This window comes from Fibrisoma limi BUZ 3 (assembly GCF_000296815.2).
GTDB lineage: Bacteria > Bacteroidota > Bacteroidia > Cytophagales > Spirosomataceae > Fibrisoma > Fibrisoma limi.
The window spans coordinates 587370-604735 of record NZ_CAIT01000006.1 but is presented as its reverse complement, the minus strand read 5'-3'; the positions used below and the strand labels follow the sequence as shown (position 1 = coordinate 604735).

The 17366-nt window shown below is 49.8% G+C and carries 18 protein-coding genes; 8 read left to right on the top strand and 10 right to left on the bottom strand.

Features of this window, described 5'->3' with window-relative positions; all coding sequences use genetic code 11:
* The first annotated feature begins 287 nt into the window (after positions 1-287).
* From BN8_RS10435 to BN8_RS10425, 3 genes are all read left to right on the top strand, one after another.
* Positions 288-881 (top strand): Crp/Fnr family transcriptional regulator, encoded by a 594-nt coding sequence (locus BN8_RS10435; RefSeq protein ID WP_009281826.1) that lies wholly within the window; start codon positions 288-290, stop codon positions 879-881.
* A 124-nt stretch (positions 882-1005) separates the two neighbouring features.
* Positions 1006-1590: a DinB family protein gene (locus BN8_RS10430; protein ID WP_009281825.1), complete on the top strand. Its 585-nt coding sequence runs from the start codon at positions 1006-1008 to the stop codon at positions 1588-1590.
* Positions 1591-1676: 86 nt separating this feature from the next.
* Entirely contained in the window at positions 1677-2363 is a 687-nt protein-coding gene (locus tag BN8_RS10425; RefSeq protein WP_009281824.1) for a DUF3431 domain-containing protein, read from the top strand.
* Between the two features lie 249 nt (positions 2364-2612).
* Here the strand turns inward: BN8_RS10425 and BN8_RS10420 are convergent, their stop codons facing one another.
* Positions 2613-3170, bottom strand: coding sequence for a hypothetical protein (locus BN8_RS10420; protein ID WP_009281822.1), 558 nt, complete (start codon positions 3168-3170; stop codon positions 2613-2615).
* A 261-nt stretch (positions 3171-3431) separates the two neighbouring features.
* On the opposite strand from BN8_RS10420, the gene BN8_RS10415 reads away from it, so the two are divergent.
* Together BN8_RS10415 and BN8_RS10410 are read left to right on the top strand one after the other, a co-directional pair.
* The gene (locus BN8_RS10415) at positions 3432-3896 is read left to right on the top strand and encodes a (2Fe-2S)-binding protein (RefSeq protein WP_009281821.1); all 465 of its coding nucleotides are present in this window, start codon (positions 3432-3434) and stop codon (positions 3894-3896) included.
* A gap of 126 nt (positions 3897-4022) precedes the next feature.
* Positions 4023-6155 carry a xanthine dehydrogenase family protein molybdopterin-binding subunit gene (locus BN8_RS10410; protein WP_009281820.1) on the top strand — a complete coding sequence of 711 codons (2133 nt, stop codon included), beginning with the start codon at positions 4023-4025 and terminating at the stop codon, positions 6153-6155.
* Positions 6156-6232: 77 nt separating this feature from the next.
* Here the strand turns inward: BN8_RS10410 and BN8_RS10405 are convergent, their stop codons facing one another.
* Positions 6233-7162, bottom strand: a complete 930-nt coding sequence (locus BN8_RS10405; RefSeq protein WP_009281819.1) for a sugar phosphate isomerase/epimerase family protein — start codon at positions 7160-7162, stop codon at positions 6233-6235.
* A gap of 199 nt (positions 7163-7361) precedes the next feature.
* Between BN8_RS10405 and BN8_RS10400 the strand changes: the two genes are divergently transcribed.
* Complete coding sequence (locus BN8_RS10400) at positions 7362-8957, top strand: serine hydrolase domain-containing protein (protein ID WP_040005716.1); 1596 nt, start codon at positions 7362-7364, stop codon at positions 8955-8957.
* Here BN8_RS10400 and BN8_RS10395 read toward each other — a convergent pair.
* Together BN8_RS10395 and BN8_RS10390 are read right to left on the bottom strand one after the other, a co-directional pair.
* Positions 8941-9180 carry a hypothetical protein gene (locus BN8_RS10395; RefSeq protein WP_192579041.1) on the bottom strand — a complete coding sequence of 80 codons (240 nt, stop codon included), beginning with the start codon at positions 9178-9180 and terminating at the stop codon, positions 8941-8943. The two genes, BN8_RS10400 and BN8_RS10395, sit on opposite strands and share 17 nt — an antisense overlap.
* Positions 9181-9339: 159 nt before the next feature.
* Positions 9340-9762, bottom strand: coding sequence for a DoxX family protein (locus tag BN8_RS10390; RefSeq protein ID WP_009281816.1), 423 nt, complete (start codon positions 9760-9762; stop codon positions 9340-9342).
* Between the two features lie 156 nt (positions 9763-9918).
* Between BN8_RS10390 and BN8_RS10385 the strand changes: the two genes are divergently transcribed.
* The gene (locus tag BN8_RS10385; protein WP_009281815.1) at positions 9919-10899 is read left to right on the top strand and encodes a GlxA family transcriptional regulator; all 981 of its coding nucleotides are present in this window, start codon (positions 9919-9921) and stop codon (positions 10897-10899) included.
* 23 nt (positions 10900-10922) lie between these two features.
* Here BN8_RS10385 and BN8_RS10380 read toward each other — a convergent pair whose 3' ends face one another.
* From BN8_RS10380 to BN8_RS10370, 3 genes are all read right to left on the bottom strand, one after another.
* Positions 10923-11141, bottom strand: coding sequence for a DUF3820 family protein (locus BN8_RS10380; RefSeq protein WP_009281814.1), 219 nt, complete (start codon positions 11139-11141; stop codon positions 10923-10925).
* Between the two features lie 84 nt (positions 11142-11225).
* Entirely contained in the window at positions 11226-12248 is a 1023-nt protein-coding gene (locus BN8_RS31650; RefSeq protein ID WP_009281813.1) for a glycosyltransferase family 2 protein, read from the bottom strand.
* Positions 12245-13219 carry a hypothetical protein gene (locus tag BN8_RS10370; protein WP_009281812.1) on the bottom strand — a complete coding sequence of 325 codons (975 nt, stop codon included), beginning with the start codon at positions 13217-13219 and terminating at the stop codon, positions 12245-12247. The genes BN8_RS31650 and BN8_RS10370 overlap by 4 nt, the downstream gene beginning before the upstream one ends.
* Positions 13220-13366: 147 nt before the next feature.
* Here BN8_RS10370 and BN8_RS10365 point away from each other — a divergent pair, with 147 nt between their 5' ends.
* Positions 13367-14941: a serine hydrolase domain-containing protein gene (locus BN8_RS10365; RefSeq protein WP_009281811.1), complete on the top strand. Its 1575-nt coding sequence runs from the start codon at positions 13367-13369 to the stop codon at positions 14939-14941.
* 353 nt (positions 14942-15294) lie between these two features.
* Here the strand turns inward: BN8_RS10365 and BN8_RS32840 are convergent, their stop codons facing one another.
* The 3 genes from BN8_RS32840 to BN8_RS10350 all read right to left on the bottom strand — a co-directional run bounded on the left by BN8_RS32840 (position 15295) and on the right by BN8_RS10350 (position 17163).
* Positions 15295-15486, bottom strand: a complete 192-nt coding sequence (locus BN8_RS32840; RefSeq protein WP_009281810.1) for a hypothetical protein — start codon at positions 15484-15486, stop codon at positions 15295-15297.
* Positions 15487-15745: 259 nt separating this feature from the next.
* A complete protein-coding gene (locus BN8_RS10355) occupies positions 15746-16048 on the bottom strand; it encodes a hypothetical protein (RefSeq protein ID WP_009281808.1) in 303 nt (100 codons plus the stop codon).
* Positions 16049-16188: 140 nt separating this feature from the next.
* Entirely contained in the window at positions 16189-17163 is a 975-nt protein-coding gene (locus BN8_RS10350; protein WP_009281807.1) for an SPFH domain-containing protein, read from the bottom strand.
* Positions 17164-17366: the final 203 nt, after the last annotated feature.

Here is a 17366-nt window from a genome sequence, read left to right as displayed (position 1 = left end):
TTATGCGTACGGTACGGTATTGAGCAGGCAGGTATTTAGTAATGCAGATTCATTGTTTTCTTAACAACCCCTACCTTTACTCATCTTCATTGCAATCTAACGTATAAACTTAATTTTACAAGATTTAATTCTGCGATTTTTAACATTAAAAGAATTTTAACCACGCCCATTTCACGATCGCAGACAATACAAAAAAGTTTGATTCAATAATTTTTTATAAAAGTGAAACGCCTTCTTTAAGAAAAGCCGCCCACATTCGCCAATAAGTTCTTTAGTTTTAACCAATTATGCACAGAGATGCGGCTGAACTGAATTTGCTACGGGAAGCGGTATACCGCCTGATGCCCTTGCCTGAGCCTACCTGGAACGAGTTTGCGTCCTGCTGGCAACCGGTTTCCTATAAACGTAAAGTAGTTGTAACGGCCGCCGGTGAGGTCGAACGCTACGTATATTTTGTCCTGGAGGGTCTTCAGCGCATTTACCACATTGGTGAAAATACCCGGGAGGCTACGTTGCTCTTTTCCTACACCCAGACGTTTTCCGGCATTGCCGATTCGTTTCAGCTCCAGCAGCCATCGCGTTTCTACCTTGAAACACTAACCCCCAGTCGCCTGCTACGATTGGCCTACGATGATTTCTCATCCCTTCTGGAACGGCACCCCTCGCTGGAGCGATGGGGGCGGCTCGCAACGGCCGGTGCCTTATCGGGCCTGCTCGAACGCTACGTTGACATCCTGACTTACAGCGCCGAAGAAAAGTTTCGGGTTCTGCTAACCCGTAGTCCGCATGTGCTGCAACTAATTCCCCATAAATACCTGGCGTCATACCTCGGCCTCGATCCCACTACGTTCAGTAAACTGTTGGCATCGGTCAAGTTGTAGCAACGCAGCCCTAACTTTTTACGCAAAAATTTCAGCCAGTTCTGCTACTCAATCAAATCTTTGCCTGGGCCAAGATTTTCGACTGAACTACGGTGTAGGTTTGCCACATCAATCAGCAACCCGTATGGCTCAGTATTTAAGTCAAACGCTACTCCGTCAACTCGCCGACGACGTTGAGACAATTCGTCAAACGGCAGAAAATGAATTTGGTTCACTTTCGGCAACTGAACTCCTGCAACGTCCGGGCCCGGCGAAATGGAGCATTGCCGAATGTCTGGAACACCTCAACACCTACAGCCGCTACTATTTGCCTCTCATCGAACTGGCTATTCAGCATGGAGAGCAGCGTCAACTCGTGGCTACGTTTACGTTCAGCAGCAGTTGGCTGGGCGATTATTTCGTCCGGATGATGCAGCCCCCGGCCGAAGGCAAAACCGGTAGCCGCTACAAAGCAGCCAAACGACACCTCCCCGCTCCAACCCTCAACCCGGAAGCCGTATGGATAGAGTTCATCCAACAGCAGGCACGGTTAGGTGATCTGTTACAGCAGGCCCAACACGTACATATTGGCCGACTGAAGATTGCGATTTCGCTGAGCCGCTGGATTCGGCTCAGTCTGGGCGATGTACTGCGGTTCGTTGTGGTTCATGAGCAGCGTCACCTCTTACAGGCACAGCGTGTATTACACACGTTCGATTTAATCCAATGAACACACCAGTTCTCCAGGGACTATGTAATTCAGACGATCGTGATACCTAACCGGACCTCGCGGACGTTTTTTGATTAGCATTGCATATGGATTTTTCAGGCAGCCCTTCTTCGATTGAATTAGTGGTGGCGCGCTACCACGAGCCGCTTAACTGGTTGCGTAACGTGCCAAAATCGATTCAGATAACGGTGTACGACAAACATGAAGAGGCCCCTTACCCGGGAGCGATTCCTTTGCCCAATGTTGGGCGGGAGGCACATACATACCTGCACCACCTCGTCACTCAATACAATAGCCTGGCCGAGTGGACGGTATTCTGCCAGGGTAAACCGTTCGACCACGCCTACGATTTTCACCACCAGTTGCGGGCTTTTGCGGCTAACCCGGCAGCCATAGGTTCATTTCGCTGGCTCGGCCACATCATTGACACTGACGACAATGAGGGCGAGCGACTTTTTCGACACTGGAGTAAGAATGAAACTCAACGCGGGTTGGCTATTCGGGAGTTCCATCGGGCGCTTTTGGGGAGTGATGGCCCGGCCACGTACACCTTTGTGCTCGGCGCTCAGTTTGCCGTGCACCGCACTGTTGTTCATCAGCGCCCTCTGTTTTTTTACGAACGGGCGCTGGCGTTGGCCGTTACGTTTCCGGACGCGGCTCATTGTTTTGAACGCACCTGGGACCGGACGCTGGGCGTTGTAGGAATTGATCCGGTCTGGCTCGATGGCCGACAGACGGTATACTTGAAACCAGTCCGAAAACTACAGGAATAAATACGTGTAAAAATGTTGCCGATAAGACAGAAGGCTGGACATATATCTCACAAAGTCAACCGGTCAGCAAGGCCAACCGGTGAGCTTGTTTGATAGACAAATTATACAAACGGGTATTGTTTTCAAACGGGCTCGCTGCATAGCCGGCCGCAATCAGGCGGCTTTGCATCCGCCAGGTAAGCTGTTTTAAATTAACCGCCGGACGCCCGTGAGTGTCCGGCGGCTTTTCGATCACCGAGAAGCAACCGACTACTTCCGGGGAGGAGTCGTCGTGCTGCCGCTCGTGCTGCTTCCACTTGTACTGTTACCGGTGGAACTGTTGTTCGTGTTGTTGTTCCGGCGGTCTCTCCGGTTCTGACGCTGTGTATTCGACGGGCTGGTTGTGCGGCTGCCCTGCGTGCCGTAGGTTGAGCCGGTACCGGTAGTACCCTGTGTACCGTACGTCGATCCGGAATTGTTCATTGTACCAGTTGTACCACTCGTCGTGCCGGTTGTGCCATTCACAGTGCCTGTCGTACCCTGTGTACCCTGGGTTCCATACGTTGTTCCTGAGCCAGTTGTACCAGTTGTACCGGTCGTTCCTTGTGTTCCCTGCGTGCCGTAGGTAGAATTGGTCGTTGTGCCCGTCGTACCACTTTGCGTGTTCTGCTGAGTTGTACCTTGAGTGCCCTGCGTACCGTAGGTTGTACCTGAACCCGTGGTTCCTGAACCAGTCGTACCGGTGTTACCTGAATTCGTTGTCTGTGCGTTAGCGCTGAATGAAGCTATGGCCATAAGCATGGCGCCAGCTACTATTACCTTTTTCATAGTTTGAGTTTTAAATGCATTAATGATTGATTGGACATCTCTTTAACTAGTCCAATTGAATAAAGTCTTTAATGACTATAGATTAATTAGGCACCGGTCTCCCAATCGATGCCCTCATCTGTTATCGATTAGTTGCCGTTTATTATCACCCTGTAGCATTGCATACGCATCGACTTTCCCAGCCTACGGTTCGTTGATCTGGGTAAATTTTAGTAAACTTGGGCTTTGTAATGTCATATTCTGTTTGATAACCCCATACCCATGTCCCTGTTCAAGTTAAAAATCAACGGCCGTGATTATCAGGCCGATGTAGACCCAGACACCCCGCTGCTGTGGGTCCTTCGCGATAACTTCGGGCTGGTTGGCACCAAATATGGCTGCGGCATTGCCCAATGTGGCGCCTGCACGGTTCACCTGAACGGCGAAGCGGTGCGCTCCTGCGTAATGCCGGTTTCGGCCATTGGCACTGGTAAAGTCACAACGATCGAGGGTCTGTCGAAAGATGGTACTCACCCGGTGCAGCAGGCCTGGAACGAAGTTGACGTTCCGCAATGCGGCTACTGCCAGGCGGGGCAGATCATGACGGCTGCCGCCCTGCTCAAACGCACGCCCAAACCAACCATGGAACAAATTGACGCAACTATGACCGGCAACCTTTGCCGCTGTGGTACCTACCACCGCATTCGTGAGGCCGTAAAAGTAGCATCCACAAAAGGCGTTAAATAGCTTACGATTTACGGTATTCAGTTTACAGTTTTCGGCGGTCGGCGCTCCGGTAGGCTAACGCGACAATGTATTACCGAAAACCATAAACTGAACATTGTAAGCCATGAGCCGTAACCAATCAACCTTATGACCGCAACAAGACGCGATTTTCTAAAAATAGCCGCAGCGGCCGGAGGTGGTCTGCTGTTGGGTTTCAACTGGGCCGAATCGGAAGCCGCTACGACGGTCGTAAACGCGGCCGGTGCAGCAGCCGCTCCAGGTGTGGGGTTTAACAGTTATCTGTCCATTAGCCCCCAGGGGATTATTACCATTTTGTCGCCCAATCCGGAGGTAGGACAAGGGATCAAAACAGCCTTCCCTATCATTGTGGCAGAGGAACTGGATGCCGACTGGACCAAGGTCGTTGTTGAACAGGCTCCACTGGATACCAAGAAATTTGAAAGGCAGGTTGCCGGGGGCAGCGGTTCCATTCCACACTCGTGGGAGCGCCTTCGGAAAGCCGGCGCTACGGCCCGGCAGATGCTAACCGAAGCAGCCGCCAAACGCTGGAACGTACCGGCTGCCGAATGCACTACAGATAAAGGGTATGTGCTGCACACGGCCAGTAAGCGGAAGCTCAGCTACGGCGAGCTAGCCACCGAAGCGTCTCAACTGGCTGTTCCTGCCAGTGTTAAGCTGAAAGACCCCAACGATTTCAAGCTGATCGGTACGACGATCAAAAACGTCGATAACCCCAAAATTCTGACCGGCAAACCGCTGTTCGGGCTGGACTTCTACCGCGAGGGCATGCTGTTCGCCATGATCCAGCGCCCGGCCTTCGGTTACAAGCTCAAGTCCGTCGATTCAGCCGCAGTTAAAGCCATGTCAGGCATTGTCGACGTAGTGACGTACGACAACAACGTAGCCGTTGTTGGCAAATCGACCTGGCAGGTAAAAAAAGCAAAAGACGCCTTAAAGATCGAGTGGGAAAAAGCCGACAATCTCGAAAGTTCTACCGACCACGACCGCTTATTCAAAGAACTGCTCGATAAAAAAGAAGCGACCGTCCGGCGGAAAGACGGCGATGTGGATGCAGCGTTCAAATCGGCGGCCAAAGTTGTATCGGCCGAGTTCCAATGCCCGTTTCTGCCGCACAGCCCGCTGGAGCCGATGAATTTCTTCGCGCACGTCCGACCGGATGGTGTCGAGCTGGTTGGCCCTACGCAAACGCCCGAACTGGCCCGCAATGAAACAGCCAAACTGCTGGGCATTTCGCCCGATAAGGTCACCGTGCAACTGACACGCATGGGTGGCGGCTTCGGTCGGCGGCTCAAGGCTGACTACGTGATTGAAGCGGTTCAGGTATCGAAACTGGTCAATGCGCCGGTGAAGCTGATCTGGACGCGGGAAGACGACATGACCGGAGGCAGCTACCGTCCGGCGGTGCGCTACCGCTTCGAAGCGGCACTCGATGCCCAGGGCAACATGGTCGGCTACAAGCTGCGGGGCGTTGGTATCAACTCCGGCAACTCAACCCGCGAAGATAACTTCCCGGCCGGAGCCGTTGAAAACCTGCTGATCGACAGCGTTGAGCACAAATCGCCCATCACGACCGGAGCCTGGCGCGCACCGATCACCAACTTCCTGGCTTTCGCTGAACAGTCGTTCCTTGACGAAGTGGCACAGGCCGCCGGTAAGGACCCCGTCCAGTTTCGCCTGGATCTGTTGGCCAAAGCCAAACAGAAACCGACGGGGGCTATCAAATACGACATCGACCGGATGCGGGGTGTGATTGAACTGGCCGCCGAAAAAGCTCAGTGGGGTAAAAAGAAGGGCGTATCGCAGGGCTTCAGCGTTTATTTCTCGCACCGGTCCTACGTAGCGCAGATCGGCGAAGTGGTGATGAAACAGGGCAAACCCGTTCTCCAGAAAGTGTACGCAGCCGCCGACTGCGGGGTTGTGATCAACCAGAGCGGAGCCCGGCAACAGATCACCGGCTGTATCGTAGATGGCATTGGTCACGCCATGTACGGCAATCTGACCTTTAAGGACGGTGTTCCGGAGCAAAAGAACTACGATACCTACCGTCTGATTCGCCTGAGCGAAATTCCGCAGGTGGAGGTACACTTCGTTCAAAATACCATTGATCCGACCGGCCTTGGCGAACCGGCACTGCCACCGGCGGGCGCGGCCGTAGCCAACGCTATCTTCAAAGCCACGGGCAAACGATTGAGAAATCAGCCGTTCGTAGAAGAGGACGTATTCAAAGGCGTTTCGTAGGCGTTGCTCTACGTACCTGCCGTCGGGCCAGCGTTTAAAAACGCTGGCCCGCTTCATTTTATAGGCACACGGGCCGATCAACTGGCCATTGCGTTTCGCATCATGTCGATGCTCTTGCGTACGCCGGACTCGGCCGCTTCTTTCCCCTCAAATTCCAGCGATACGTATCCCTGATAATTCGCCTTACGCAGTATATCAAAGATACGTTTGTAATCCAGCTCCAGGGAGTACCACTCCCCTCCGCCGTAATACGTTTTTGCCTGCACAAAACTGGCATACGGCGCAACCATCGCCAGCTTGTCGTACGGATTTTCCAGGAAGTTCCCCGTATCCAGCAAGACCCCCATCCAGGGCGAATCAATGGCCTTTCGGATACGTAACAAACCCTCCGGCGTTGACGATAAACCCCAGTGATTTTCGAGCGCCAGCACAACCCCGCATTCGGCCGCTTTCGGCAGGCACTTTTCAATACTATCAATCACCCATTTAAAGCCTTCATCTTCGGTATGCCCATCCAGAATGGGTTCTACGCCCCGCTTCGCCATCAACTCATCAAACGACTTGATCGTATTCCAGCGACCAGTGTTTAACCGCAGGCACGGGATACCCATTTTATACGCCATTTCAATTCCCCTGATGGTATGTTCAATGTTTTTCTGACGTTCGGCGGGGTCAGGGTACACAAATCCCTGATGAATTGACAGACAGATCAGGTCCACTCCATTCAGAAACGCATGTCGCTTGAGCTTTTGCAGATAAGCGTTGTCTTCACCTTCCATCTGGCGGTGCAGAATATCAACCCCTTCAATACCCAACCGGGCCGCTTCGTCGATCACCGTTTCAATTGGCACTTTAGCGGTTTTGAAGTGCCAGTACGAATAGGACGAAAGGCCAAGTTTGATGCGGGATTTAAGAGCAGGGGCCGCGGGCAGCGAAGTGTGCGGAAATACAGTAGCCGCAGCGGTAAGCCCACTACTGGCCAGAAAGGTTCGACGAGACAATGACATACTTGCTTGGTTAGGTCTGAATCAGCGGAAAATACGAAAAAAAGTAGCGGGTTCGCAACGCCCGGCTGCTGGAAGCAATGCAGGTGCTACGTTGGGCAATCCGGCCTGTGAAGCAGCGCCACCGTTTCGCAAAACAAAGCAGTATAACCAATCGGGTCCGTTCTTTAGTCACCAAGGCCTATTGTCCGTTTACCCCGTGATGCAACTCAATCGCAGACTCTTTCTGAAGCAGCTTGGCTTTGGGGCTGTTAGCCTCGGCATAGCCAGTTCCACCGATCTTTGGGCTATACCTGGCCGAACGGTCAAACTTCCCCGTAGTACGCCGGAAAGCCAGGGAGTTGCTTCGGGCGGCCTGCTTGATTTTGTCAACGCCGTAGAAACAGCCAAACTGAATCTGCACAGCCTGATGGTCCTGCGACACGGTCAGGTAGTGGCCGAGGGCTGGTGGGCCCCCTACACTTCTCAGCGTAAGCACACCCTCTATTCGCTCAGCAAAAGCTTTACGTCTACGGCCGTTGGCCTGGCGGTTGCGGAGAAAAAGCTGTCGGTAGACGATAAAGTTGTTTCCTTTTTTCCGTCTGACCTGCCCGCGACTGTAAGCGATAACCTGGCGGTCATGCGGGTTCAGGATCTGCTGACGATGTCTACCGGCCATGATAAGGACACGACCGCAACGATGCGGGGCGAGGCTAATAAAAACTGGGCAAAGGAATTTCTGGCACTTCCGGTAGAGCACAAACCAGGAACCCATTTTGTGTACAACAGCGGTGCCACCTACATGCTGTCGGCAATTGTTCAGAAAGTAACAGGCCAGCCGATACTGGCGTATCTGAAACCCAGACTGTTTGATCCGCTGGGTATCGAAGGAGCTGACTGGGAAGTAGATCCGAACGGCATCAACGTAGGTGGCTGGGGGCTGCGGGTACGAACGGAAGACATTGCCAAATTCGGTCAGTTATACCTGCAAAAAGGCGTCTGGAACGGAAAGCGTCTGCTCCCCGAAGCCTGGGTAGACGAAGCTACGAGACAGCACATTCTGCAACCCGGTACTAATCGCGACCAAAGCGACTGGCTACAGGGATATGGCTACCAGTTCTGGCGGTGTCGGCACGACGCGTACCGGGGCGATGGTGCGTTTGGGCAGTACTGCATCGTATTGCCGAAGGAAGACGCCGTGATTGCTATTACGTCGGAAACCTCAAACATGCAGGCCATTCTCAACGAAGTCTGGAATCACATCCTCCCTGCGCTCCGGGGTACCGGCCTATCGACCGACCGAATGGCCACCGATGCGCTGAAGCAGCGGCTCAAAACGCTTGCCCTGGCCCCGCCGGTGGTTGAATCCACCTCACCCATTGCCGCCCGAATCAGTGGGCAGACCTACACCTTTGACAACAATGCACTGAACGCCAGCTCAGCCTCCCTGACCTTTGGCAAAGACGGCTGCATCTTTAAACTCCACGACGATCAGGGCGACCATCAGGTGACCTGCGGCATTAACCGCTGGACCGAAGGCGATACGACCTTCTCCCCGATGCCATTGAAACTGGTAAAAACACCCGTACCCGGTGAAACGAAATCGCGGGTGGCTGGCAGCGGTACGTGGAAGGACGCCAATACGTTCGAGATGACCTGGCGTTTTATCGAAACAGCCCACTACGATACGGTGACCTGCCGTTTCGGTGACGACAGCATGGCCGTTGACTTTGCCAGCAGTTTGTCCCAACTGAATAAAACCAAAGACCCCCGCCCAACCTTGCAGGGTAAGCTCCAGGCCGTCACGCAGAAGGGCTAATTCCTGCTTCGGCGAATAAGAATGTCGAGAGCCGGGAAGCTGCCGGTGGATCATCGTCCGGCAAGACCTCGGCCACATAACCAAGTTCGCCGAGGAATCGGATTAGCCCATTGGCCAGGATAGGGCGGGTCAGGCACTCTACCCGCAGGATCTTGTCACAATCCTCCAGATCAAAGCTGGCAGTATAATCTATAAACGTGTTGTGGATTTGGTTGAGCACCATTCGAGCCTGCTTTGCATCGCAGACATTGGTTTTGAAAACTTCTACCATAGTACGTGTTTCTTAGGGATTGGTGTCAGTACCGCAAGGAGAAAGGGATTGTTGTGAAAGCTGGTTAAAGTCCGTAGTATACCTCAACCAGCTTTCACAAACAGGCTTCTGTCATACTGCTTTAATCTGCTCATACCGCTTCCCAACATAATACGTCAGAAATAGCACCGCAAGCATCACAACAGGCGGAATCAACAGGTCAGCTCCGTCACCGACAAATGCTCTGGACGCAAAAGCACCGATAAAGTTGATGGCAAACCCGGCGTAAGCCCACTCTTTGATGGTCCGAAATCGGGTTTGCAGAATGGCTACAACACCAAGAATTTTAGCAATACCGCAGATGATCAACAGATTCATAGGATAACCCAGGTGGCGCATTACTTCTTTGCCGGTTTCCTCCTGTACGACCCCAGCGATTCCATCCATAAGCATCGCCAGCGCAAATAGTCCCGTGAGTGTCCAGTAGCCGATCTTACTTATTCTAGCTTTGCCGGAGGGAGCATTTGAGACCATAGGGCGGCTAATCGTTTCCATAGTTTTTGTTGTTGGGTTGATTAGAAATGTTCGCTTTAATTGTTCATTAATGCTGTTGTTCTATGACAAAGATATGGGCATGGACGCTGAACGTTAGGGTGTGATTCCGGCAATAAAAGGGTAGATTACGACACCATTTTTGGTTATATTTACCCTATGAAACACATATCGATTCTGGTTCCTAAAGGGGCTGTGTTAGGCAGTGTGGAAGGCCCCCGCCAGGTTCTGACTGAAGTAAACAAATACCTAAAAAGTATCGGAAAACCAGCCCTTTTCAACGTACAACTGATTGGGCTTGAAGAACAGGTTCCTGTAGCCGGCGGCAAATACACCGTGTATACTGATGCCCTTACCGAGAACATCCGCAAGACTGACCTCATCATCGTTCCAGCCCTGGATGGCGACCTCCCTAAAACCCTCGAAATGAACCAGAACTTCATCCCCTGGATCATTCAGCATTATCAGAAAGGCGCAGAAGTTGGTAGTTTGTGCGTGGGGGCTTTCCTGCTGGCATCGACCGGATTGCTCGATGGTCGGCAGTGCGCTACTCACTGGATGGCCGCGCAGCAGTTTCGCCAGCTTTTCCCCAACGTGAACCTGGTGGAAGACAAGATTATTACCGATGAGCAGGGTATTTACTCCAGCGGTGGCGCCTTTTCGTACCTGAATTTAATTCTGTACCTGATCGAAAAATTTGCCGGTCGACAGATTGCCGTGTTTATGTCGAAAGCGTTTCAGATCGAGATTGAGCGTCAGAGTCAGTCGCCGTTTATTATCTTCCATGGGCAGAAAGATCACGGCGACGAAGCAATTCGAAAAGCACAGGAATACATTGAACAGAACGTAGAGGAGAAAATTACGGTCGATCAATTAGCATCCCAATTTGCCATTGGTCGGCGGAACCTCGAACGGCGGTTTAAGAAAGCGACCTCCAACTCGGTGGTCGAATACATCCAGCGGGTGAAGATTGAAGCGGCCAAGATGAGCCTGGAATCCTCCCGCGACAACGTCAACGAGGTAATGTACAGCGTGGGTTACACTGACCCCAAAGCCTTCCGGCTGACGTTCAAGAAAATCACGGGCCTCTCCCCCATTGAGTACCGGCAGAAGTATAACCGGGAGGTGATGATCGGATAGCATATACGTTGCCCCTGTCCGGATCACTTCCTTCTTTCCAGCTCAGTAAGCAGGTACTCCAACCCATTCAGCCTGATTTCATAGAGCGTTTGCAGCAGCATACCCAGTTTGCCGGGCGGAAAACCTTTCTGTGCGAACCACTCCAGATACGGCATTGGCAGCTCCCGAAGCAGGCAACCTTTGTATTTGCCAAAGGGCATTGGATAGCGCAGCAACTCAATCAGCAATTCAGGATTACCCATCGGCAGAGAATAATATATTTGAAGAATGCTTCCTACGCTTTCTTAATGCAAACGTTACAATTACACTTAGTGTATGAATATCTTTCAAGCCACCAAATCACTTACCGCTGTTCGCCAAGGATCGGTCCAATCAGCATTTGGGCGGGCATAACGGTGATAATTTCCGCTTAATAACCCGGTCAGCACTGCTCCAAAACGACTCACACTACGTAAGAGAATATTCCGACGAAGTTGAAGATGTTCTTTATAAGCTTGAGCTTTCTGTATGCTTAAAGCGTCTATATATGGTAATAACGTAAGGTACTCGATCAATGCTTCCACAAAATTAGTCTTGTCTTGTAACTCAGAAAGCTTTGCTATTTGTTTTTCACTTCGGTGTATGATGTCCGATAGCAATGATCGGTCTGCACTACGTGTAGTAACACCAACCTTCTGCCCTGCATGTTGGCGATAAGCAATTAATGGTTCGTCAATGTACATTAAGGCATTTGATGCCGTTGCGGCTAGTACCAACCACCAATCATGCATACAAGTGACAAACGCTCCAGGAAATGGCAATACGTACCTGACAAATTCTCGCCTTATTGCCATTGTACAACCCGGTATACGGTTGCTCAGTAAACTTATATCAAAAGCATAACTATTAGTCCAAGCAGAACGTATTTGTTCATTAAAAACAACGCAATCCCAGATTGTTTTTTTCAGATCACTCCCATACTCGTCAACTAATACAGCATTACTAAAAACGGCTTGAAACCGTAAATTAAATTGTAGAAATTCAGTTAAACGCTCAATCTTTGTAGGAACCCATATATCGTCTTGGTCGCATAAAAAGATAATATCGTTTCGACATAAAAAGACAGCTCTTTCAAAATTATATGTTACTCCCAATGGCACAAGATTTTGAAATAGCCTCACACAAAAAGGTGCTGACTCAGCAAATTTGTGAACTATTTCAATAGTTTTATCATTCGAGCCATCATCACATATAACTAGTTCGTCAGGAAGCTGTGTTTGGTTAATTAAACTATGTAACTGTTCTACCAAAAACTTTTCCCCATTATACGTACAAAGTGCTACAGACGTTTTTAAAGCTTTACAACTCATGCCCCCAAAGCTTCCATTCCTTTGTTAAAAAATACAATCAACCAACCCCGTATGAACTCTATCCACTTCGCTCGGCGTCTTACGTATGAGTTTGCTTTATGACGCAATTGCCAACTTTCGTACTTACTCAATGCGTGTTTATACATAAAAAAAATAGGTTCAACATCAGTACGTTCAGTAATAGTTAGGTGTTTGTGGTAGATCGATATTTTATATGGTTCATCAATGTGGTAACCGCTAAAATGAAAGAAAAGTAGTTGATCACAGTCGTTCACAATGAACTTGTTGCCCGACGCTTTCAGGGATCGTTCGTGCAAATTCCAATAAGCTACATTGCATCCTACATGCATCTCCACTCGAACACCTTCGAAAAATAAAGGTACAAAGTTTAGCCAAAGCTGGTCAGCGTACATACCGCGTATGAAATTTGTATAACCATGTGTAATCAAGCGATCTTTCCACCATGAAAGCATTTTATCGGTATTAATCGAACGGCGTAAACCAAAAAAGCCTGCATTGTATATTCCTGTATTTAATATTTGAGTTTCCAAGTTACGATCTCCCTTGTTATGCTCCGATACTATATGTGGAGTAAGTAAAATATCATATTTATTAAGTTTTTCCTCTAAGTATGTCAATGAATTAAAAATCATTATGTCTGAATCAAAATAGAGTACAATATCATTAGTTGGATAACACTCAAATATATAGCTTGCAAAAAATGGTTTAGTAGCAGAGCATAATTCAATTAAGTTGTATCGCTGACACATTTCACCAAAGAAAGATATATCTAATCTGGACACTTCTATATAATCAAATTGCCCAAAATCAGCCGTGTTTAAATCATGTCCAAGTTTATCAACAATACATATAATAAATAAATCTTCAGGGTTATGTTTCTTAAACGACTCACCCAAAATTAACGCATAAGGTATATGGCTAACTGTACTAACAGTATATGCTATCTTCATTAGCGAATGGCGTGAAAAAGTATAGTCAACAAAATTATCGATTCTGTGTATTTATCCTAATATTAATATATTATACGGATTCCATTAGGTGGTAGCGGGTGACATTTTCCTTCTATACCACTATCTTGGCCATCATTTCACCCTGCCATGATCAACCGAATTTTACCTGTTTTATTCCTATTTTTCACTGCACTAAGCGCCTTTGCTCAGCCTAAAGCCTCCAACGGCGTAGCACCGGTAAGTACGTACCAGCCCTCTGTTTTCACCGACCCTGACCGGCTAAAGAAACTCGAAGCGGCTTTTTCGATTATTGACAAACTCTTTAAAGACCATGCTGTCAAACGCAATTTTCCCGGATTGGCTTACGGTATTGTTGTCGACGGTAAGCTGGTTTACAGCGGCAGTACGGGCTATACCGACGTAGCGAAGAAAACACCCGCTACGACAAAATCCCTGTTCCGCATTGCATCGATGACTAAGAGCCTGACGTCCATGGCCATTCTGCGCCTGCGCGACGAGGGCAAACTTCGGCTGGATGATCCCGTTCAGCAGTACATCCCGGAGCTTAAACAAATTACGTACCTCACGGCCGACGCGCCCCTGATCACCATCCGTCACCTGATGACCCACTCGGCGGGTTTCCCGGAAGACAACCCCTGGGGTGATCGCCAGTTGGCCGATTCAGACGCCGACCTGATCAATCTGATCAAAGGGGGATTGACAGTCTCCAATACGCCGGGGGTTGCCTACGAGTACAGCAACCTTGGTTTTGCCATGCTGGGCAACATCATCACCAAAGTAGCGGGGAAGCCTTACCAGCAATACATTACCGAAACCATCCTGAAGCCGCTGGGTATGAACCAGACGGTTTGGGAATACAGCAACGTACCCGCCAACCTGCTCGCGCACGGCTATCGGTACGTTGATGGCAATTGGGTCGAAGAACCGCTGTTACACGACGGGTCGTATGGGGCAATGGGTGGGTTGATCACCTCCATTGAGGATTTCAGCAAGTACGTAGCGCTGCACCAGGCGGCCTGGCCACCCCGTAGTGATGCCGCCAATAACGATAACCAGCCGGTGAAACGCAGTTCGATACGGGAAATGCAGCAGCCGTGGATGTTTTCAGGGTTGTATCCGGAAGCCAGAAGCGCATCCGGCAAACTATGCCCGACCACGACCGCTTATGGCTACGGACTGGGCTGGGGAAAAAACTGCGTTGGTACCGTAAACGTCGGCCACAGCGGTGGATTACCGGGCTTCGGCAGCCAGTGGCGTATCCTGCCCGACTACGGCATAGGCGTAATCTCGTACGCCAATCTGACGTATGCTGGTCTGGGGGGCATCAACACCGTTGTGCTCGATACGTTGGTATCGATCGGTGGCCTGAAGCCCCGTCAGTTACCCGTTTCGCCGATCCTGAAACAACGCCAGACCGAACTGGTGAAACTCCTCCCCGACTGGACGAATGCTGAGACAAGCCAGCTCTTTGCCGAGAATTTTTTCCCTGATCGCCCTATCGATGCCCGGAGAAAAGAGGTTCAGGCGCTTTTTGCCAAAGCCGGCAAGATCAAACGAGTGGGCGAACTGGAACCTGAGAATCAGCTACGGGGTCATTTCGTGCTGGAAGGCGAAAACGCCAACATCGACGTGTATTTCACGCTGACCCCGGAGAACCCAGCCTTAATTCAGCAACTGGATTTCAGGGAGTTGAAACGGTAAAATACCCTCCGTTTTGCCCAGCGTATCAACGAACAAAAGAGCCGTCTTTTATAGGTCGAAGGTGTTGTCCTGATGGATTTAAAAATGGATACTAACTCAGATGGCCACGTATTCAGACCGGTTGATCAGTTTTTACACTTACTCTATCCAATTACTCAGCAAATCAATGTAACTTCATCTTCCGCACCGGTCTACGCTTCAGTATCTTTTGTTTTCCAGTTTTTGAATGGTTCGTCATGGAAACGCCCGTTAGTTTACCCATGCTCTATTTCGCGGTCAGTAATCCACAGCTACAAGTCGAGGAAAGCACAAATCCGGTAGCTGTAAATTGGCAGTATGGTTCATTTCGGGTCTCAAATCTCAAGCATGCCCTTGAGTTTCTGAGCGCCTTTAAATCGCTGGGGTGGTCCATTCATCAGGCTTGGGTAGTTGATACGGATGGTTTTAAACTTACCATTCCACCTGAGCACATCGACGATCGTCTTACGGATCGGCTGGGCGATTTGCCCGCTTTGCAACGTAGCATTGACAATCTGGTGTTTCATTCGCTGTATTGATCTGGAAGGTATTATCCATCAATATGCCCTCGGGCAACGATCATCGTTTTCCATGTACCTAAAGCAACAGCGCCGGATGGAATGTCCGGCGCTGTTGCTTTAGACTACCAATATAAACCTGATAGTAGTCAAACGTGAGTATGGATGATAGGCAATCAAATCCACTGCTTACCGTTATAGCCGGATCTTTTGTCAGCCTGCTGCCAGGATCGGGCTATCTGGATGACAAAAAAGCTCACGGGTATTATTATTTGACGGAATCAATTGTAGCGGCTGCCTGTGCAGCTTCGATATCCGATTGATTAGCTTTGGCAAACTCGTCACGTTGCTCTTCAAAGTGGGCAAAAATTTCGCTGATTTTATCGACATTGCTGGCTATCGAGGCATGCATATCGCCAAGATGCTCCTCCAGGTATTTGTCGTTGAGGCCGTTCATGTTGTCCACCTCGATCTGACCAATCTTACTCATCAGTACCGTCTGACTGTTTTGCAGGTCTTCCAGCTCACGAGCAATTTTGTTCATCAATTCAAACTTCTGCAATTTATCCATAACGTTCTTGAATGGTTAGTGAATCATTATTAACCACTTAATGCAGAAATAGTTTGAATGCGGTTTTCGGGAGGTTGCGGAGTCAGGACCACAGGCATACTGGATCAACAACCTCCTGATTTGCTCTTAAATGGATCTTTTTATCGAATAATGGGCGTAGGAATCCGGCCGTTGTTTAAATCCGTTCCGTTGCCGTTCGGACCGTTGTTAAGCTTGTCGATTGCCATGAGCTGCTTCATGGTTTTTTCCATGCCATCGGTAGAGCCATCCAGGAAAATAACGTTGCCCTGCCCATTTTCAGCGAAGTGTTTGACGGCCTCGGTCCAGATTGAAAACAGAATCAGTGACGCATCAAGATTGGCTTCGGTCATCACCTTCGCCGACTCGGCCATCCCTTTGGCTACTTCCTCCCGGAACAACGCCACGCCCTGTCCGCGCAGTTGAGAAGCCGTTTTTTCAGCCTCGGCCGCAATCTTAATGGCGTTACCTTCGGCTTCCGCCGACTTGGTTTTGGTGATCAGCAATGCCTGTCCTTCGTTTTCGGCGGCTGCTTTCAGGTTGGAAGAAGCCACAACCTGCGCCATCGACCGCATAATTACCTCATCAAACGTAATATCATTGATCTGCAAATCAATCAGGTGATAGCCCCAGCTTTCGAGCAGTCCGTCGAGCTGTTCTTTCACGTGCGTGACAATTTCCGACCGAAGCGACAGAATTTCGGCCTGACGCTTGGTGGCCACAAAACTCCGGATCGACCCTTCGATGGTGCGGGTGAGGGCCTGCATAAACGATTGTTCATCCACAAATTTGAATGCTACGTTTTTAATGGTTTCCTCGCCCTGGTTCAGTACGGCATACACCAGCATGGCCTTGAAGTTAACATTGGCCTGATCGGCCGTAATGGCCTGAAATGCCAGTTCGACCGACCGGTTCTGAATGGATACCCGTCGGAAAATGAACTCGATAAATGGGATTTTAAAATTCAGACCGGGGCCCATCACCCGGGCGTACTTCCCGAAAATCGTGACGACGGCCACGGTTCCCTGCTGTACAATCACGATCGAGAAAAAGGCCAGAATGGCCGCCAGTACAAGTAGCACGAACATAAATTCCATAATTGATACGGTAGTGGTTCAGGATAATCGAAAGTACGTATTTAGGCAATACGTTGTTTGCGCTGGCTTAACTAACGGTAAAAGAGCGACATAACCGCCCAATGCAACATATACAACGTATTAAAGGTTTTATTATACACTCCACAAGGATTCAGAGTTTTTTTTGAAAATCTGTTAAACCTCCTTGTGGCTTCTTTATCTAA